The organism is Pseudomonas sp. LS2P72 (assembly GCF_054897865.1).
Map to the genome: position 1 here is coordinate 141,786 of NZ_CM142708.1, position 19,114 is coordinate 160,899.

Consider the following 19,114-nt stretch of genomic DNA (forward strand, 5'->3'; position numbering starts at 1 on the left):
CTGTCGGAGTCGAAGATGAAAAACTGGCTGGACGAGATCAAGTGGGACGCCGATGGCCTGGTGCCGGCGATTGCCCAGGATCACAAGACCGGGCGCGTCCTGATGATGGCCTGGATGAACCGTGAAGCGCTGGAGCTGACCGCTGCCGAGAACCGCGCCATTTACTGGTCACGTTCCCGTGGCAAGCTGTGGCGCAAGGGCGAAGAGTCCGGCCATGTGCAAACCCTGCATGAGATGCGCCTGGACTGTGACGCCGACGTGATCATCCTGATGGTCGAGCAGATCGGCGACATCGCTTGCCATACCGGCCGTCAGAGCTGCTTCTACCGCGTCTTCGAGAACGGCGACTGGAAAACCGTCGACCCGGTTCTGAAGGACCCGCACGCGATCTATTCCGCAGGACACAGCCATGAATGACACTCTGACCCGTCTGGCCGAAGTGCTGGAAGAGCGCAAAGGCGCCGCCGCCGACAGCTCGTATGTCGCCAGCCTGTACCACAAGGGCTTGAACAAGATTCTGGAGAAAGTCGGCGAAGAGTCGGTCGAAACCATCATCGCCGCCAAGGATGCCGCCATCAGCGGTGACTGTAGCGATGTGATCTACGAAACCGCCGATTTGTGGTTCCACAGCATGGTCATGCTCGCCCAACTGGGGCAGCATCCACAGGCTGTACTCGATGAACTGGACCGTCGTTTCGGTCTGTCCGGACACGCCGAGAAAGCCTCGCGTCCGTCCGCCTGAACAACTATTAGAGAGGAGCAGCGACATGGGCATTTTTGACTGGAAACACTGGATCGTCATCCTGGTTGTTGTCGTGCTGGTGTTCGGCACCAAAAAACTGAAAAACCTCGGCACTGACGTCGGTGAGTCGATCAAGGGCTTCAAAAAAGCCATGAACGACGACGAGAAACCGGCCGATCCGACGGTGACCCCGGCCCAACCGGTACCACCGGTTCAGCCACAGGCCTCGGTGAACCAGCCGCACACCATCGACGTGCAGGCGCAAAAAGTCGAAGAGCCGATCCGCAAAGACGTGTGAGCACTGACTAATGTTTGGTATCAGCTTCTCTGAACTGCTGCTCGTCGGCCTCGTGGCCCTGCTGGTGCTGGGCCCCGAGCGTCTGCCGGGTGCTGCGCGCACCGCCGGCCTGTGGGTCGGCCGTCTGAAGCGCAGCTTCAACGCGATCAAACAGGAAGTTGAACGTGAAATCGGCGCCGACGAGATTCGTCGGCAGTTGCACAACGAGCACATTCTGTCGCTTGAGCAGGAGGCGCGGAAGATTTTCACGCCGACTCAGCAGGAGGCTACGCCGGTTCAGCCGGTTGGTCCTGTGGCTGAGCAGACGATTCATGCTCCGATTGCAGAAGCTGCACCTGCCGCTGCACCGACGGAAACAGTGAAAACTGTTGAACCGGCGCCGGTTGTCGCGCCCGTAGAACCTGTTGCTCCTGCCGCCGCGCCCACAACGCCGGCCCCTCATGACCCAACATTGCCGCCGCGAGCCCCATGAGCGATCTCCCCGAAAACGACCAGCACATGCCGCTGGTTTCGCACCTCACCGAGTTGCGTACCCGCCTGCTGCGGTGTGTAGCGGCGATCTTCATCATCTTCGCCGGGTTGTTTGCCTTCACCCAGCAGATCTACACCTTCGTCTCCACGCCGCTGCGTCAATACCTGCCAGTGGGCGCGACGATGATCGCCACCGACGTGTCGTCGCCGTTCCTGACGCCACTGAAGCTGACCATGATGGTGTCGCTGTTCCTGGCGATCCCGGTGATCCTGCATCAGATCTGGGGCTTTATCGCGCCAGGCCTGTACAAGCATGAGAAGCGCATTGCGGTGCCGCTGCTGGTGTCCAGCATCATGCTGTTCTATACCGGTATGGCGTTCGCCTATTACCTGGTGTTCCCGCTGATCTTCAAGTTCTTCGCCGCCGCCACCCCGGCCGGCGTGGAAATGATGACCGACATCAGCAGCTACCTCGATTTCGTCATGACGCTGTTCTTCGCCTTCGGTGTAGCGTTCGAGATTCCGGTGGCCGTGGTGCTGCTGGTGTGGATCGGCGTGGTCAACGTCGCTTACCTGAGGAAAATCCGCCCGTACGTGATCATCGGCTGCTTCGTGGTCGGCATGATCCTGACGCCTCCGGACATTTTTTCGCAGACGCTATTGGCGGTACCGATGTGGCTGCTGTTTGAAATCGGCATCCTGTTCGGTGGCCTGATCAGCAAGCGCGGCGAGCACCCGGACGACCAGCCGGCCGACGATCACAACGACCAGCCGCCAGCGACTCAACCTTGAACCTGCTGCTTCTCGAGGAGGCCGACTTCATTGCGGCCGACCGGGCGATCCTGCGTGATCGCCGATTGACGCACATGCAGGAAGTCCACCGCTCGGTTGTCGGCGACAGCCTGCGGGTCGGGCGCATCGGCGGGCTGATGGGCTCGGCCGAACTGCTGCGCCTGGACGCCGATGAAGCCGAATTGCGTGTCACCCTTGATCAGCCACCACCAGCCAAGCTGCCGCTGACCCTGGTGTTGGCCCTGCCACGGCCGAAAATGCTGCGTAGAGTGTTTCAGACCGTGGCGGCCATGGGTGTGCCGCGAATTATTCTGGTGAACAGCTATCGCGTCGAGAAGAGCTTCTGGCAAACGCCGTTCCTGGAGCCCGAGGCGATTCGCGAGCAACTGATCCTTGGCCTTGAACAGGCCCGGGACAGCGTGCTGCCGGAGATCGTCATCGAGAAGCGCTTCAAGCCGTTCGTCGAGGATCGTTTGCCAGCCATTACCGAAGGCACCCTTGGCCTCGTCGGCCACCCCGGCAACTACCCGCCCTGCCCTCGTGGCCTGGACGAACCGGTAACCCTGGCCATCGGCCCCGAAGGTGGCTGGATTCCTTACGAAATCGACCTGCTGGGCAAATCCGGCCTGCAACCGGTGCAACTCGGCGACCGCATCCTGCGGGTCGAAACCGCCGTCACTGCACTGCTCGCCCGCCTTTTCTAAAACCAGACACTATCCCTGTGGGAGCGAGCCTGCTCGCGATGGTGGACTGCCAGTTAACCCAGGTGTTGGCTGACCCACCGCCATCGCGAGCAGGCTCGCTCCCACAGGAAAATTCGTCGTCGCGACCAACGTGTACGCCTACAGAACTCCGGCTGCCAGCCGATACAGTCCCCATAAAACCAACAAATGGTTCGAGGGAGTTGCAGCATGTACCGATGGCTAGCCGAGAAACTGGGGAACGTCAGCGTCAATCGCAAACTGGGTGTCGGCTTCGGTCTGGTGCTGCTGCTTACCTTGTTGATCACCTTCACCGGCTGGACCGGCCTGAGCGGTGTGATGAGTCGCGGCGATAAGCTGGGGTTTATTGCCAGCCTCAATGACCTGACCAAAGACCTGCGCCTGGCCCGTCTGGATTACGAAATGCGTCGTGGCGAACAAGGCCCCGCTGCGGTCAACGACCTGCTCGGCCAACTCGATACCGGCCTGAAAACCGCGCGCACGTTGATCGAACAACCCGCCGACGTGGCCATGATCGACCAGCAACTGGCCGCCGTCAGCGAGTACAAACAAGCCTTCACCGCCATGACCCAGGCCGGTGCCACCCGCGAAGACGCCCGCGGCAAACTCGGCGCCACCGCCGACAACGCCGTGGCCCGTGTCGCCGAAGTCGAAAAATCCATGCTGCAAGGTGACAGCGTCGCTGATTTCAACAGCGTGATCGACCTGAGCAAACTGATCCAGCAAGCGCGCTTCCAGGTGCGCGGTTATACCTACAGCGGCAAAACCGAAGCCCAGCAACCGGCGCTGGACGCCATCGACAACGCGTTGAAAAACCTCGAAAGCCTGCCCTCCAGACTGCCGGAACAGCACATCGCCAACCTGCAGCAGGCCACTGACTCGCTCAAGGCCTATCGCGCCGCCGTCAGCCAGTTCCGCGACTCTCAGGTTGCCAGCGCCGCGGCTCTCCAACGCATGGCCGTACAAGGCGATATCCTGCTCGACGTCAGCAAAAAACTCACCGTGTCGCAAACCATTGTCCGTGACACCGATGCCGCGCACGCCAAAAACCTGCTGTTACTGGCCACCGTCCTGGCGCTCGCCTTCGGCATGCTTGCCGCGTGGGCGATCACTCGCCAGATCGTGATTCCCCTGAGCCAGACCCTCAAAGTGGCGGAGCGCGTCGCTGCCGGCGACCTGACCCAAAACCTTATCTCTGAGCGCCAGGATGAACTCGGTCAGCTACAGCGCGCCATGCAAAGCATGACCTTGGGCCTGCGCGAGTTGATTGGCGGCATCAGTGACGGCGTCACGCAAATCGCCAGCGCCGCCGAAGAGTTGTCGGCAGTCACTGAGCAGACCAGCGCCGGGGTCAACAGCCAGAAGGTCGAGACCGACCAGGTGGCCACCGCCATGAACGAAATGACTGCCACCGTGCAGGAAGTCGCGCGTAACGCCGAAGAAGCGTCCGAAGCTGCCGTCGCCGCCGACCAGCAGGCCCGCGAAGGTGACAAAGTGGTCGGCGAAGCCATCGCCCAGATCGAGCGCCTGGCCAAGGAAGTCGGCAGCTCCACCGAAGCCATGGGTCATCTCAAACGTGAAAGCGACAAGATCGGCAGCGTGCTCGACGTGATCAAATCCGTGGCCCAGCAAACCAACCTGCTGGCGCTCAACGCGGCGATTGAGGCCGCCCGTGCCGGTGAGGCCGGACGTGGTTTTGCGGTGGTCGCCGACGAAGTCCGCAGCCTGGCCCAGCGTACCCAGAAGTCCACCGAAGAAATTGAAGAGCTGATCGTCGGCCTGCAAACCGGCACCCAGCAAGTGGCAACCATCATGGACAACAGCCGCAGCCTGACCGACAGCAGCGTCGAACTGACCCGCCGCGCCGGTGGCTCGCTGGAAAGCATTACCCGCACCGTCTCGGCGATTCAGTCGATGAACCAGCAGATCGCCGCCGCTGCCGAACAACAGAGCGCGGTGGCCGAAGAGATCAACCGTAGCGTGCTGAACGTGCGCGACGTGTCCGAACAGACCTCGGCGGCCAGTGAAGAAACCGCGGCCTCCAGCGTTGAGCTGGCACGGTTGGGGACGCATCTGCAGATGCTGGTGGGGCGTTTCAAGGTTTGAGGTGATGGTTGTACCTCGGTTCATTGAGGACCGAGGTGATGCCATCGCGGGCAAGCCTTGCTCCTACAGGTTGGTGTTTGCCGCGAGATTTGGCATAACACAAGACCTGTAGGAGCAAGGCTTGCCCGCGATGGCGGTTTATCAGGCGCTGAGGTTAGAGGACCTGCCGCAAGAAGGCCTGCGCCCGCGGATCCTTCGGCGCATCGAAGAATTCGGCCGGTGAAGCGTCTTCCAGCAATTTACCGTGATCGAAGAACAGCACCCGATCCGCCACTTCCCGAGCGAAGCCCATTTCGTGGGTGACGCAGACCATGGTCATGCCTTCCACCGCCAGGGTTTTCATCACGTCCAGCACTTCGCCGACCATTTCCGGGTCGAGCGCCGAGGTCGGCTCATCGAACAGCATGACCTTCGGTTCCATCGCCAGTGCCCGGGCGATGGCCACGCGCTGTTGCTGACCGCCGGACAGGCGCGACGGAAACTCGTTGGCCTTCTGCGCAATACCGACCTTTTCCAGCAACGCCAAGGCCTTGGCCTCGCGCTCTTTCTTGCCGCGCTTGCGCACGACTTTCTGGGCCAGGCAGAGGTTTTCCAGCACAGTCATGTGCGGGAACAGGTTGAAGTGCTGGAACACCATGCCGACTTCACGGCGATAGGCATTCACATCGGTTTTCGGGTCGGCCAGTTGTAGGCCGTCGATGCTCACCGAGCCAGAATCAAACTCTTCCAGGCCGTTGAGGCAACGCAGGAAGGTCGACTTGCCGGAACCGGACGGGCCGATCACCACCACCACTTCGCCCTTGGCCACGTGCGTCGAAACGTTATCCACCGCGCGAACCACGTGGCCGCGGGCGTCGAAAACTTTTACCAGATCGCGGACTTCAATCACTTTGCGCGAGCCTCCGCTCAAGCCGGCTGGCGATTTTCGACAGCGGCAGGTTGATCAACAGGTACAGGCCGGCCACGCAGAACAGGATTTCGAACGGCGAGAACGAGGTGGTGATGACTTCGCGACCGCTTTTGAGCAGCTCGGTAATCGCAATCACCGACACCAGCGAGGTGTCCTTGACCAGACTGATGAACTGACCGGCCAGCGGTGGCAGCACCCGTTTGAACGCTTGCGGCAGCACCACGTGGCGCATCGACTGACCAGCGCTCAGGCCCAGGGAGCGCGCGGCTTCGTTCTGGCCACGGGCGATGGATTGCACGCCGGAACGGATGATTTCCGCCACATAAGCGCCGGTGAACAGCGACAGCGCGGCGATCCCGGCGAACTCCCGGGAGAGGTTCATCACGGTGCCGATGAAGAAGTAGAAGATGAATATCTGCACCAGCAGCGGCGTACCGCGGACCAGTTCGACGTAGATCGTCGAGAGATCGCGCAGGGTCGGGTTGCTCGACAGTCGGCACAGGCCCGTGGCGAGGCCGATGAGCAGACCGAGCACACCTGAAACCACGGACAACCACAAGGTGGTCCAGAGTCCCCACATCAGCGGTCCGGCGGCCCAGTGGCGGGTCACGCCGATCACGTCGCCTTCGGCCACGTCATCACCTTGGGCGACTTGCAGGCTGTTGTCGTCGACGGTCAGGTGCTGCTCTGCACCGGCATCATTGCGCAGAGTGACTTCAGCCTTGTCGCCTTTGCGCACCAGTTCGCTGACGGTGGAGATATCGGCGGCACGCTGGGATTCTTCGGCGTGGTAGGCGAAGTATTGCGGCACGCGGTTCCAGCGCCATTCGTAGGACATCAGCGAGGTGGCGTAATACAACGCGCCGGCCAGGCCGATCAGCAGCAGCACGGTTAACACGTGCCACGGCCATTGGGCTTTTTTCTGTTTCATGGGTTTAGCAAAATCCGAAAGTTGTGTCGCCAGGAAGGCCGTCATCGCCAGCAGGCTGGCTCCCACACTGGATCTGTGGCGTACACAAATCCCCTGTGGGAGCCAGCCTGCTGGCGATGGGGGCGACGCGGTCTATCTGATCGAGTGTTATTCCATATCCTTCTGCCAAGCGGTGTCTTTGAACCACTTGTCATGGATGCGATCGTAGGTGCCGTCTTCGTGGATCTGACGCAGGAAGTTGTTGATGAAGTTGAGGCTGTCGTAGTCACCCTTCTTCAGACCGAAGGCCAGTGGCTCGTAGGTGAACGGCTTGTCGAGGAACACCAATTTGCCGGCACCGACCTTGTTCACCGCCACGACGTTGTAAGGCGCGTCGTAGATGAAGGCATCGGCCTTGCCGTTGACCACGTCGAGCACGGCTTCCTGCTCGTTGTCGTAGCCGTGGTAGCTGGCTTTGGAGATGAGCTTTTTGGCCACCATCTCGCCGGTGGTGCCGAGCTTGGAAGTGATCCGGTAGTCGGCGGTGTTCAGGTCTTTATAGGACTTGATGGTGCCTTCCAGTTCCTTGCGGATCAGCAAGGTCTGGCCTACCACGATGAACGGATCGCTGAAGTTCAGGCGCAGGTTGCGTTCCTGGGTCAGGGTCATGCCGCTGCCGATCATGTCGAACTTGTCGGTAAGCAGGGCCGGGATGATGCCGTCGTAGCCGGTGGAAACCATCTCCAGCTTGACGCCCATGGCTTTGGTCATGGCTTTGAGGAGGTCGACTTCGAAGCCGATGATCTCGCCGCGCTTGTTGGTCATTTCGAACGGCATGTAGGTCGGGTCCATACCGACTTTCAGCGTGCCGCGCTTGACCGCGTCATCGATGGCACCGGCGTGCGCCGTGTTGACTGCAACCAATGCCGTGACGCCGACCAGCAGCATCGAGAGATACTTCTTCATCATCAAGTCCCCAAAACCATCGCGTTGTGAGGCGCGCAAACTGCGGGTTTCCCTTGGAAAACCGACAGATACGAACAGAAAATTGTCCGGGCGCACCAATTCGGGGACGGATGCTAACGCACTCGTTCGTTTGCACAAGGGTTTGGTTGGGATTTGTGTGGAATTCAAGAGCCACCCCTCACCCCAGCCCTCCCGAAACGTCGGACCGCCCCACAGGGGAGAGGGTGAAAGGGAGCCGATCTGCGTTGGATTCGAAACCCGAGTTCGACTCGATATTTCAGGTCGATGTATAGCTCAAGACACCTCGGTCAGTCCCCTCTCCTTCGGGAGAGGGCTAGGGTGAGGGGTGGATCTGAAGGTTGATCCAGATTCACGCCCCACCACAAACGAAAAACCCCGCTAATTTAGCGGGGTTTTTTGTCAGGCCAACTGAGGCTGCACACTCAGCGGTTTGAGCGGCAACAGCGGCGCATGGGGATCGGCCTTCACCGATTTACGCCACGCCTCCAGCCACTCGGGGTGAGCTTCGTTCCAGATCTGCTCATGCAGACGACCCAATGCCACCGGATCACTGAGCAGTTGCACGCGCTCATCGTTGCTCAGACCCTCAGGGCCGACTTTCAACGCATGACGCACCCGTTCGATCCGCAGCCATTCGATCGGCTCGGCCTCACGGTGGCGTGAAGTCGCCAGCGAGCACGCCAGGGCGTTCTGCTGTGGGTCGACCACTGCCCGGGTGAAGCCGTCGTTCAGCGCATGCCAACGGTTTTCGTGGGTGTACTGGTCGGTTGCCACCAACGCCTGTGGCGGATTGTATTCCTCAGGGATCAGGAACAGGCTTTCGTCACGGGACTTGAGGCCCAGGCCAACTCGACTGGAGATCACCGACACCGGAATCGACAGCATCAACGAACCGACGATCGGCACCAGCCACCAGAGGAAACTCGGGTTCAGCCAGATCACCAACAGGGCCCAGAAGAAGCCCAGCAAGGTTTGCGGGCCGTGGCGCTTGACCGCTTCGCTCCATGGCGTGGAGTCGTCGTCACGTTGCGGCGAGTTCCAGGTCGCGGCCCAGCCGAGGAACGCGGCGAGCACGAAGCGGGTGTGGAAAATCATCCGCACCGGCGCCAGCAGCATGGAGAACAGCATCTCCAGCAGCATCGACATCGTCACCTTGAACTTGCCACCGAACTCTTTCGCGCCCTTGGCCCAGATCAGGATGATGCTCAACAACTTCGGCAGGAACAGCAGCACGACGGTGGTCGAGAACAGCGCGATTGCCTTGTCCGGGTGCCATTGTGGCCACAACGGATAGAGCTGGCGTGGCTCAAGGAAGTACTGCGGCTCCATCAGCGTGTTGACCGCCAGCAGCGCCGTCGACAGCACGAGGAAGAAGAACCACAACGGCGCCGACAGGTAAGACATCACGCCCGTCAGGAACACCGCACGGTGCACCGGGTGCATGCCTTTTACCAGGAACAACCGGAAGTTCATCAGGTTGCCATGACACCAGCGACGGTCACGCTTGAGTTCGTCCAGCAGGTTCGGCGGCAATTCTTCGTAGCTGCCCGGCAAGTCATAGGCAATCCACACGCCCCAGCCGGCACGGCGCATCAGCGCCGCTTCAACGAAGTCGTGGGACAGAATTGCACCAGCGAATGCGCCTTTACCGGGCAACGGCGCCAGGGCGCAGTGCTCGATGAACGGCTTCATGCGGATGATCGCGTTGTGGCCCCAGTAGTGGGATTCACCCAACTGCCAGAAGTGCAGACCGGCGGTAAACAGCGGACCGTATACGCGGGTGGCGAACTGCTGCATGCGTGCATACAGCGTGTCCATGCCAGACGCGCGCGGCGCGGTCTGGATGATCCCGGCGTCCGGGGTGGCTTCCATCAAGCGCACCAGACTGCTCAGGCAATCACCGCTCATCACGGAGTCCGCGTCGAGCACGACCATGTACTTGTAATCACCGCCCCAACGACGGCAGAAGTCGTCGAGGTTGCCGCTTTTACGCTTGACGCGACGACGACGGCGGCGATAGAAGATCTTGCCGAAGCCCTTGGCTTCACGGCAGACGTCCAGCCAGGCTTGTTGTTCAGCGACGCAGATATCGGCGTCGTTACTGTCGCTGAGGACAAAGAAGTCGAAGCGATCCAGGTTACCCGTGGCCGCGACCGACTCGAAGGTCGCCCGCAGACCGGCAAACACTCGCGGCACGTCTTCGTTGCAGATCGGCATCACCAGAGCGGTGCGTGCGTCCTTGGGGATCGGCTCGTTGCCGGCGCTTTTACCGGAAATGCGGTATTTGTCATGGCCTGTGAGCAACTCGAGGAAGCCCATCAGCGCTGTCCAGAAACCGGCCGACACCCAGCAGAACAGAATCCCGAACAGAATCAGGATGCTGGTTTGCAGCGCATACGGCAGTACTTGCGTGACGGTTTGCAGGAACGGCTGGTGCAGGACTTCTTCGAGGTCGACGAACGACCAGCCCTGGTACGGCATGATGCCTTTCATGTACCAGCCGGCAACGATGGTCTGGCCGAGCATCAGTATCAGCAGAATGTAGCGACGGATCGAACCGACAGTGCGCCAGCGAGCCGCCGGCAACACATTTTCATCCTTCGGCGGGGCCGGCGGATTGGTGCGACCGGTCAGACGACGCCAGCCGCGCACCAGAATGTTGGTGCGCCACGGCTCCGGCACGACTTTAGTTCGACGAATCGGCGGGGTTGCCCGCAGGCAAACCCGGCCGCTGGCGTCGAGCACCAGCATTTCAGCGTCGGCCAGTTCTTCGGCGGTGTTCAGGGTCAGGCGACGACCGACTGAAGCTTGAGCAGCCTCGGTCGGCGCGTCGAACGTCGAGGACGACAGGCGTTCGTGCAATTCGCTGAAAGACTGGCAGCCCGCGAGTTCCGCGCGCTGCTGGTCGGTCATCGGCAGATGCGCCAGATACTCGGCAAGAGTCTCTGGCTGTACTTGGGAATTACTCATCGGCAGGCAACTGGTAGCTCCAGGTCTCGGTCAGGACTTCTTCAGTCGGTACCGATTCCGGTGTGGCTGGGACCGCTTCGGCAGCGACTGGCTGCGTGGCGTCTTTGTTGTCCGTGTCCTTGGAATCTGCGGCTGGCTTGGCTTCGGCCGGCGTGGCTTCAACCTGCTTGGCCTCAGCTTGTTTGGCTTCCTTGGCTTCCTTGTCCAGCTTCTCCTGCTGCCGAGCGGCAATCTTGTCAGCCTTGGCGACGGAAGAATTGGATGCTGGCAACGATGTTTTGGCCAGGTCAGCAGTCACGATGTTCTTGACCAGTGCAGCACGCATCTCGGTTGGCTTGCCCGGATCCTTGATTTTCATCCGCAGCGTCAGGCGCCAGCCCTTGGTTTCAGGGTTGTAACGTACGCTGTTCTCGACCAGCTCGGCATTCTCGCCAACGCTGACCTGGCTACGAATCTCCGTATCTTCCGGCAATACCGCAAGGGACGGGCCTTCGAAGTCCACCAGATAAGCGACGCTGCCGTCCGGCTGACGGATCAGGTTGGACTGTTTCACGTCACCCGTGGAGCGCAGGGTCTGTTGAACCCAGGCGCTGTCCGGTGCGTGAAGCGAAGCTTCGTCGATGGTCCAGTGCATGCGATAAGCGACGTCCAGCGGCTGGCCAGGCTCAGGCAGTTTTTCCGGACTCCAGAACGCAACGATATTGTCGTTGGTTTCGTCGGCAGTCGGAATCTCTACCAGATCGACGGAACCCTTGCCCCAATCGCCTTTTGGTTCGATCCAGGCACTTGGGCGCTTGTCGTAGCGGTCGTCGAGGTCTTCGTAGTGGCTGAAGTCGCGGCCACGTTGCAGCAGGCCGAAACCGCGCGGGTTCTCGATCGCGAAGTTGCTCACCGACAAATGTTTCGGATTGTTCAGTGGGCGCCAGATCCACTCGCCGTTACCGGCATGGATCGACAGACCGCTGGAGTCATGCAGTTCGCGACGGTAGTTCAGCACTTTCGACGGCTGATTGGCGCCGAACAGGAACATGCTGGTCAGCGGCGCAACGCCAAGCTTGGTGACCTTGTCACGCAGGAACATCCTGGCCTTGACGTCGACAACGGTGTCGCTGCCCGGACGCAGGGTCAGGCGATAGGCACCGGTAGCGCGTGGCGAATCCAGCAGGGCGAAGATCACCAGGTGCTTGTCACCCGGTTTCGGCTGTTGAATCCAGAATTCGGTGAAACGCGGGAATTCTTCGCCGGACGGCAACGCGGTATCGATGGCCATGCCGCGAGCGGACAAGCCATAGGTGTGACCCTTGCCGACAACGCGGAAGTAACTCGCGCCGAGCATGGTCATGATTTCGTCTTGCTTGTCAGCCTTGTTGACCGGGTACAGCACACGGAAACCGGCATAACCCAGTTGTTCAGTGGCTTTAGGATCGAACTTCACGTCGCCGAAATCGAAACGACTCGGGTCGTATTTGATCTCTTCGACGGTATTGGCTGTGATTTCGTTGATTTTCACCGGCGTATCGAAATGCATACCCTGGTGATAGAACGACAGCTTGAACGGGGTCTTCTGATCGGCCCACTCGGCTTTTTCGGTCAGGAAGCGAATTTTTTGATAGTCCGCGAATTTCATCTCGCGGAACTCGTTCGGCAGGTTACTGCGCGGAGCCTCGTACTTCTGCCCGGCCAGCTCTTTTGCCTTGACCGATACATCATCCAGATTGAATGCCCAAAGCTGACCGGCGCTGAGCAGGCAGAGCAGTGCAGAGCCCGCTACCAGAGCGCTTCGTAACCGTTTGGCAGACAATTTTGCATTACAGGGACTAACAATCACGAGCAACCCTCGCCGAAAACAGATCAAAAAACCAACGGCCAGTTAAAGTGCCTGAGAGGTGTGCGGCATGAAAAAACCGACCCTACAGACCACTCTTGCCAAGTTGGCGAGCATTGTTCCGACTCCTGTGGGGCTAAATGATTCCCCAAGAGGTCCAGGACAAGTCTCTACCTAAGTCAAAATGGACCAACGAACGCTGATCCCCGTAGCGCGCGATTATCTAGTAGGCCGCGTTACAACGCATCAGGGGTAACAAAGTATTTATCGCGAAAAACGCCTGTTTTCAGTCGAAAAGCCCTTAAAAACATGTTTCAAGCGCTTTCAGGTCTGTAACAGGAAGGTTACCGGGCCGTCGTTGACCAGGTGCACCTGCATATCCGCGCCGAATCTACCTGATGCCACAGTGCCATGCATCTGTTTCGCTTTGCCTAATAGATAGTCGAAAAGCTCCTCGCCCAAGGCCGGAGGGGCAGCGGTCGAAAAACTCGGGCGCAACCCGCTCTTGGTATCGGCGGCCAAGGTGAACTGTGAGACCAGCAGCAACCCACCGCCTACATCCGCCAGAGACAGATTCATCTTGCCCTCGGCGTCACTGAACACACGATAGTTAAGCAGCTTCTGCAGAAGTTTGTCGGCGCTGGCCCGAGTATCCTCAGGCTCAACCGCCACCAGCACCAGCAATCCCTGATCAACGGCGCCAACCACCTCCCCCGCTACCTCGACTCGCGCGCCACGCACGCGTTGCAGCAGGCCCTTCATGCTTCTGAAGGGGCCAGGTCGAGCAGACGATGGGCCATCTGATTGGCGGCGCGAACCAGTGCGTCAGTAATGCCAGGTTCGGAGGCGGCATGACCGGCGTCACGGATCACCTGCAATTCACTGTTCGGCCAGTTCTGATGCAGTTCCCAGGCGTTATCAAGCGGGCAGATAACGTCGTAGCGACCGTGGACGATCACGCCAGGCAAATGGGCGATTTTGCCCATGTCGCGGATCAGTTGGTTGGGCTCAAGGAACGCATTGTTGGTGAAGTAGTGACATTCGATGCGGGCGATGGACAACGCGCGCTGTGGCTCGGAGAAACGATCGACCACCAGCGGGTTCGGGCGCAGGGTAGCAGTCCGGCCTTCCCAGGTGGACCAGGCCTTGGCCGCGTGCATCTGGGCAATCTGATCGTTGCCGACCAGGCGTTTGTGGAAAGCCGAGAGCAAGTCTTCGCGCTCGTCCAGCGGGATCGGCGCGATGTAGTCCTGCCAGTAATCGGGGAACAGACGACTGGCGCCACACTGGTAGAACCACTCGATTTCCTGCGGGCGGCAAAGAAAAATCCCGCGAAGAATCAGACCGTGTACACGCTCTGGATGGGTTTGCGCGTAGGCCAATGCCAGGGTCGAACCCCACGAACCGCCGAACAACACCCACTTATCGATGCCAAGGTGCTGACGAATCCGCTCAAGGTCGGCGACCAGATCCCAGGTGGTGTTGTTTTCCAGGCTGGCGTGGGGCGTGGAACGACCACAACCGCGCTGGTCGAAGGTCACAATACGATACAGGTTTGGATCGAAATACCGACGGCTTTGGGCATCACACCCGGCGCCGGGGCCGCCGTGGATGAATACAACCGGCAAACCTTCCGGCGAACCGCTTTCGTCGACATACAGCGTGTGGGTTTCATCGACGGCCAGATCGTGCCGGGCGTGGGGTTTGATCTGCGGGTACAAAGTCTGCATTGCGCGCTCCGTAAGGGGTCGAGGTCATCCCTGGGGGGACTTCTATTATTCTGCCGTCCGGCATCATAAACCCGAATTACGCCAATGAGCATGCCTTGCAGAGTCAGAGTTTTTCAGCCGATTTTTTCAGACTCGTTCTTGCCAACATTTCGGTAGTTAAACACCGCTGGACAGCGCTTGTTTAAAACGCCTCAAGGTTACTTCCTGCAAGCTACAACACCTTGCGTCGTTGCCTACGGCTACGCCAGAATCTGCCGGCTTGTGCGCCTTGGGGGCGGTCGGTAACTTGGTTCCTGTCACTGCCCATCAGTGATCGGGTTTAGTAGCTCGTCGATGTCAAGACGCACAATGCCTCTATCAAACAGGTATCCCATACCTGCACTTGATGGCGGTTGTGCGCAGGGCGCTTCGGCGCGCCGATTTCTTGGCTCATCGGTCTACTAACCTGTGCACAGCTGCCTCCCTATCGTTTAGTAGCGAGCTGGTTGCAGCCTCACTCATTTGAGGATAGAGCCAATGTTCAAGGTAACTCCAAATCCGCCGGACACCGATCCGGTCTCCCCATACGAACGCCCCGATTCAAACAAACTCAACGAAGCCGCCGAGCGTGCCCTCGACCATCACTTCCCGCCAGCCGACCCCAAACCACCAAAACGCAACGGCCAGCTCTTCAGCGTCTGCCCGGGCATCCACCCTGAAACCCTGCTCGCCAATGCCTCGGAAGATTTGCTGTCCATCAGCGCCATCGCCGCCGGCCTCGCCGACGATGTGGACGGTTCCCGCCGCTCCGTAGCCCTGGCGCTCAGCCGCATGGCCGACGGCGTGCATTTGTTGGTGGAGCGAATGCTGGATCATCTGGATGAACCCGCGATGGCGGCGATTTTCGCCAAGCAACAAAATCGAGTCAGCTGATTCGTCAGGCATAAAAAAATGGGCACCCAACCTCGTTGGCGTGCCCATTTTTTATTCCGCTCACCCGCTATGCGGCTGGCTTGAACGCAACAGTGTTGCTGGCCTTGATTTTGAGTCAGACGGACCGGTTTGCAGACTTTGCGACTGCTGCGCAGCCGAGCGGGAGCAAGCTCCCTCGCCACAAAGGCTCGCTCGCACGGGGTTATGCGCTGTAGTGCTTCTCGCCCCAGGCCAGCAGCCCTTGCAGCAATTCCTTGAGCACCACCTGCGTCGGCGCCGCCAGGTCCGGGCGATAGCGGAATGGCTCGAACTCTTCCATGTACGTGCACTGGCCCAACTCCAGTTGCACGGCATGGATGTTCTCGGCCGGATTGCCGTAATGCCGGGTGATGTGGCCGCCCTTGAAGCGACCGTTCAGCACATGGCTGTAATCGCCGTGGCGCGCGCAGATGGCTTCCAGCTGAGTGGCCAACTGTGGATCGCAACTGGCGCCGTTGAAGGTGCCGAGGTTGAAGTCCGGCAGTTTGCCGTCGAACAGGTGCGGGATGATCGAGCGGATCGAGTGCGCATCGAACAGCAGCGCGTAGCCGAACTCGGCTTTCAGTCGCGCCAGCTCGTTCTGCAACGTGCTGTGATATGGCTTCCAGATCTGCTCCAGGTAGGTCGCGCGTTCTGCGGCCGAGGGCTCATGCCCTTCGTGGAACAACGGAATGCCGTCGAACAGCGTCGCCGGGTACAGACCGGTGGTCGCGCCGGCATACAAAGGCTTGTCGTCAGACGGTCGATTCAGGTCGATGACAAAACGCGAGTACTCGGCGGCCAAGGTGCCGGCGCCCAGCTCGGCAGCAAATTCGTAAAGCTGCGGGATATGCCAGTCAGTGTCGGGCAGGCTTTTCGCGTCGGGGATCAACCCGGCTTCGACCGCCGGGGTCAGGCGCAGGCCGGCGTGGGGCATGCTGATCAGCAGCGGCACGCGACCTTGTTTGAAGTTCAGAACCTTATCCACAACTGTTCTCCTAAATGCTCACTTCAACGCCGTGACGCACGACGCGTTTTTCCAGGTCACCGCCCAGCCAGTACGACAGGTCGGCCGGACGATCGATTTGCCAGGCGACGAAATCTGCACACTTGCCGACTTCCAGCGAACCGTGGGTTTCAGCCATGCCCAGCGCGGTGGCGGCATAAATCGTTGCACCCGCCAAGGCTTCTTCCGGGGTCATGCGGAAACAGGTGCACGCCATGTTCAGCATCAAACGTAACGACAATGCCGGTGAGGTGCCTGGATTGAGGTCGCTGGCGATGGCGATTTTCACGCCGTGTTTGCGCAGGGCGTCCATCGGCGGCAACTGGGTTTCCCGCAGGAAGTAAAAGGCGCCAGGCAGCAACACCGCGACGGTGCCAGATTCCGCCATGGCGATGGCGTCGTCTTCGGTCATGAATTCCAGGTGATCGGCCGACAGTGCGTGGTAACGCGCCGCCAGAGTCGAACCGTGCAGCGACGACAACTGTTCGGCGTGCAGCTTCACCGGCAAGCCGAGTTTCTGCGCGGCGATGAACACCCGCTCGACTTGCGCCGGCGAAAACGCTAGGTACTCACAGAACGCGTCCACCGCATCCACCAACCCTTCGGCGGCCAGGGCCGGGAGCATCTCGGCGCAGATGTGATCGATGTAGTCGTCGGCACGGTCCGCGTATTCCGGCGGCAAGGCGTGAGCGGCCAGGCAAGTGCTGCGCACGCTGACCGGGAGCTCGGCGCCGAGACGGCGGATGACCCGCAGGATCTTGCGTTCGCTGGCCAAATCGAGGCCGTAGCCGGATTTCATTTCGACCGTGGTCACGCCGTCGCGCATCAGACTTTTCAGACGCTTGGCGGCGCTGGCGAACAGCTCGTCTTCAGTGGCCGCGCGAGTGGCGCGCACGGTGCTGGCGATGCCACCACCGGCCGCTGCGATTTCTGCATAGCTGACGCCTTGCAGACGCTGCTCGAATTCACCGCTGCGGTTACCGCCGAACACCGTGTGGGTGTGGCAGTCGATCAGGCCCGGCGTCACCCAGGCCCCTTTAAGATCATTGACTGCCGGGTACTCGCCCGACGGCAGTTCAGCGCGTGGACCGATCCACTCAATGTGCGCTCCTGACGTCACGATGGCCGCATCCTCGATGATCGAGTAGACGCCTTGCGCCATGGTTGCGACGTGGCAGTGTTGCCAGAGAGTTTTCATCCGTGGCCTCCGTTAGGTTATCGATGAGAAAAAGAAGGATCGCGCTCCACCGGTACTGCCTTGCCTGCCGCCGGTTTTACCCACGTCAGGTAGGCCAGCACCAGCAATACAATCCAGACCACGCCGACGATCAGCGCCGCCTGGGTATTCGGGAAATAGCCCAGCACGCCAAAGATGAACAGCATGAAGGCAATCGCCGCCATTGGCGCATAGGGCCAGAACGGCACCGGGAATTTCAGTTGGGCGACCTGCTCGGCACTCATGGAACGACGCATGGCCACTTGGGTGAACAGAATCATCAACCAGACCCATACAGTGGCGAAGGTCGCGATGGACGCGATCAACAGAAATACGTTTTCCGGCATCAGGTAGTTCAGCAGCACGCCCAGCAGCAGCGCGGCACTCATTACCACCACGGTCATCCATGGCACGCCATTGCGCGACAAGCGGGCGAAGCCCTTGGGCGCATGCCCTTGCTGGGCCAGACCGTACATCATGCGGCCAGCGCCGAAGATGTCACTGTTGATGGCCGACACCGCCGCCGAGATCACCACGATATTGAGAATGGTCGCCGCCGAGCTGATGCCGAGGTTGTCGAAAATCTGCACGAATGGACTGCCTTGGCTGCCAATCTGCTGCCATGGAAAGATCGACATCAGTACGAACATCGTCAGCACGTAGAACAGCAGGATACGCAACGGTACGGCATTGATCGCCCTGGGCAGCACGCGCTGCGGGTCTTTGGCTTCACCGGCCGTTACGCCGATGATCTCAATGCCGCCGAACGCAAACATCACCACCGCAAACGAAGCGATCAGGCCACCCACGCCATTGGGCATGAAGCCGCCATGGCTCCAGAGATTGCTGATGTCGGTCGCCTGTGCGCCCGGCGCGGTGCTGATACCGAACAGCATGATGCCGAAGCCACCGAGGATCATCGCGATGATGGCCGCGACCTTGAGCAGCGACAGCCAGAATTCCATTTCACCGAAGACTTTGACGTTGCACAGGTTCAAGCCGCCGACCACCGAAACGATGCCCAGTACCCAGATCCAGCGGTCGACTTCCGGAAACCAGAAGCCCATGTAAATACCGAACGCGGTGACGTCGGCCATGCCGACGATGACCATTTCAAACGCGTAGGTCCAACCGAGGATGAAGCCCGCCATCGGACCCAAGTAGGTGCTGGCGTAGTGACCGAAAGAACCGGCCACCGGGTTGTGCACCGCCATCTCGCCGAGGGCGCGCATGACCATGAACACCGCCGCGCCACCGATCAGGTAAGCGAGCAGGACCGCAGGACCGGCCATTTGAATGGCCGAGGCAGAACCGTAAAACAGCCCGGTGCCGATTGCCGACCCCAGCGCCATGAAGCGAATATGTCGGGCAGAGAGCCCGCGTTTCAAACCCTTTTCTGACTGTTGCATTGCTCGTCCTTATTTATTCTTATTCGACGCAAAATCGAATCGCGAGCAGGCTCGCTCCCACATTGGAATGCATACCCCTGTGGGAGCGAG

At 60.1% G+C, this 19,114-nt stretch carries 18 protein-coding genes and 1 pseudogene; 9 read left to right on the plus strand and 10 right to left on the minus strand.

All coding sequences use genetic code 11. The features are described from left to right. The first annotated feature begins 15 nt into the window (after window positions 1-15). The 8 genes and pseudogenes from hisI (at window position 16) to ACYZUA_RS00600 (ending at window position 5,131) form a co-directional block, all read left to right on the plus strand. Window positions 16-417: a phosphoribosyl-AMP cyclohydrolase gene (gene hisI, locus ACYZUA_RS00565; RefSeq protein ID WP_008149521.1), complete on the plus strand. Its 402-nt coding sequence runs from the start codon at window positions 16-18 to the stop codon at window positions 415-417. Further along, entirely contained in the window at window positions 410-742 is a 333-nt protein-coding gene (locus ACYZUA_RS00570; protein ID WP_461961676.1) for a phosphoribosyl-ATP diphosphatase, read from the plus strand. Before hisI ends, ACYZUA_RS00570 begins: the two co-directional genes overlap by 8 nt. Before the next feature lie 25 nt (window positions 743-767). Beyond that, complete coding sequence (locus ACYZUA_RS00575) at window positions 768-1,040, plus strand: twin-arginine translocase TatA/TatE family subunit (protein WP_461961677.1); 273 nt, start codon at window positions 768-770, stop codon at window positions 1,038-1,040. A gap of 10 nt (window positions 1,041-1,050) precedes the next feature. After that, window positions 1,051-1,512, plus strand: coding sequence for a Sec-independent protein translocase protein TatB (gene tatB / locus ACYZUA_RS00580; protein WP_461961678.1), 462 nt, complete (start codon window positions 1,051-1,053; stop codon window positions 1,510-1,512). Beyond that, window positions 1,509-2,303 (plus strand): twin-arginine translocase subunit TatC, encoded by a 795-nt coding sequence (gene tatC / locus ACYZUA_RS00585; protein ID WP_095127518.1) that lies wholly within the window; start codon window positions 1,509-1,511, stop codon window positions 2,301-2,303. The genes tatB and tatC overlap by 4 nt, the downstream gene beginning before the upstream one ends. Then, window positions 2,300-3,007 (plus strand): 16S rRNA (uracil(1498)-N(3))-methyltransferase, encoded by a 708-nt coding sequence (locus ACYZUA_RS00590; protein WP_461961679.1) that lies wholly within the window; start codon window positions 2,300-2,302, stop codon window positions 3,005-3,007. Before tatC ends, ACYZUA_RS00590 begins: the two co-directional genes overlap by 4 nt. A 336-nt stretch (window positions 3,008-3,343) precedes the next feature. Beyond that, window positions 3,344-4,225: pseudogene (locus ACYZUA_RS00595) on the plus strand (methyl-accepting chemotaxis protein); the annotation flags it as partial. Between the two features lie 201 nt (window positions 4,226-4,426). Then, window positions 4,427-5,131: a methyl-accepting chemotaxis protein gene (locus ACYZUA_RS00600; protein ID WP_461964162.1), complete on the plus strand. Its 705-nt coding sequence runs from the start codon at window positions 4,427-4,429 to the stop codon at window positions 5,129-5,131. Window positions 5,132-5,285: 154 nt separating this feature from the next. Here the strand turns inward: ACYZUA_RS00600 and ACYZUA_RS00605 are convergent, their stop codons facing one another. The 7 genes from ACYZUA_RS00605 to pip form a co-directional block, all read right to left on the minus strand. Then, window positions 5,286-6,020, minus strand: coding sequence for an amino acid ABC transporter ATP-binding protein (locus tag ACYZUA_RS00605; protein WP_461961680.1), 735 nt, complete (start codon window positions 6,018-6,020; stop codon window positions 5,286-5,288). Next, window positions 6,013-6,972 carry an amino acid ABC transporter permease gene (locus ACYZUA_RS00610; protein WP_461961681.1) on the minus strand — a complete coding sequence of 320 codons (960 nt, stop codon included), beginning with the start codon at window positions 6,970-6,972 and terminating at the stop codon, window positions 6,013-6,015. The genes ACYZUA_RS00605 and ACYZUA_RS00610 overlap by 8 nt, the downstream gene beginning before the upstream one ends. A gap of 147 nt (window positions 6,973-7,119) precedes the next feature. Beyond that, window positions 7,120-7,917, minus strand: coding sequence for a transporter substrate-binding domain-containing protein (locus ACYZUA_RS00615; RefSeq protein WP_461961682.1), 798 nt, complete (start codon window positions 7,915-7,917; stop codon window positions 7,120-7,122). A 420-nt stretch (window positions 7,918-8,337) separates the two neighbouring features. Beyond that, window positions 8,338-10,908 carry a glucans biosynthesis glucosyltransferase MdoH gene (gene mdoH, locus ACYZUA_RS00620; protein WP_461961683.1) on the minus strand — a complete coding sequence of 857 codons (2,571 nt, stop codon included), beginning with the start codon at window positions 10,906-10,908 and terminating at the stop codon, window positions 8,338-8,340. After that, the gene (locus tag ACYZUA_RS00625; RefSeq protein WP_461961684.1) at window positions 10,901-12,736 is read right to left on the minus strand and encodes a glucan biosynthesis protein; all 1,836 of its coding nucleotides are present in this window, start codon (window positions 12,734-12,736) and stop codon (window positions 10,901-10,903) included. The genes mdoH and ACYZUA_RS00625 overlap by 8 nt, the downstream gene beginning before the upstream one ends. 321 nt (window positions 12,737-13,057) lie before the next feature. Continuing rightward, the gene (dtd, locus tag ACYZUA_RS00630; RefSeq protein ID WP_461961685.1) at window positions 13,058-13,495 is read right to left on the minus strand and encodes a D-aminoacyl-tRNA deacylase; all 438 of its coding nucleotides are present in this window, start codon (window positions 13,493-13,495) and stop codon (window positions 13,058-13,060) included. Further along, window positions 13,492-14,463: a prolyl aminopeptidase gene (gene pip, locus ACYZUA_RS00635; RefSeq protein WP_461961686.1), complete on the minus strand. Its 972-nt coding sequence runs from the start codon at window positions 14,461-14,463 to the stop codon at window positions 13,492-13,494. The genes dtd and pip overlap by 4 nt, the downstream gene beginning before the upstream one ends. A 516-nt stretch (window positions 14,464-14,979) precedes the next feature. Here pip and ACYZUA_RS00640 point away from each other — a divergent pair. Then, complete coding sequence (locus ACYZUA_RS00640) at window positions 14,980-15,375, plus strand: DUF6124 family protein (protein ID WP_461961687.1); 396 nt, start codon at window positions 14,980-14,982, stop codon at window positions 15,373-15,375. Window positions 15,376-15,577: 202 nt separating this feature from the next. On the opposite strand, the gene hutG is transcribed toward ACYZUA_RS00640, so the two are convergent. The 3 genes from hutG to ACYZUA_RS00655 are packed head-to-tail and all read right to left on the minus strand — an operon-like array spanning window position 15,578 to window position 19,024. Next, complete coding sequence (gene hutG / locus ACYZUA_RS00645; protein ID WP_461961688.1) at window positions 15,578-16,381, minus strand: N-formylglutamate deformylase; 804 nt, start codon at window positions 16,379-16,381, stop codon at window positions 15,578-15,580. 10 nt (window positions 16,382-16,391) lie between these two features. After that, on the minus strand, window positions 16,392-17,597 hold the full coding sequence (gene hutI / locus ACYZUA_RS00650) for an imidazolonepropionase (protein WP_461961689.1): 1,206 nt from the start codon (window positions 17,595-17,597) through the stop codon (window positions 16,392-16,394). Between the two features lie 17 nt (window positions 17,598-17,614). Beyond that, on the minus strand, window positions 17,615-19,024 hold the full coding sequence (locus tag ACYZUA_RS00655) for an amino acid permease (RefSeq protein ID WP_461961690.1): 1,410 nt from the start codon (window positions 19,022-19,024) through the stop codon (window positions 17,615-17,617). Window positions 19,025-19,114: the final 90 nt, after the last annotated feature.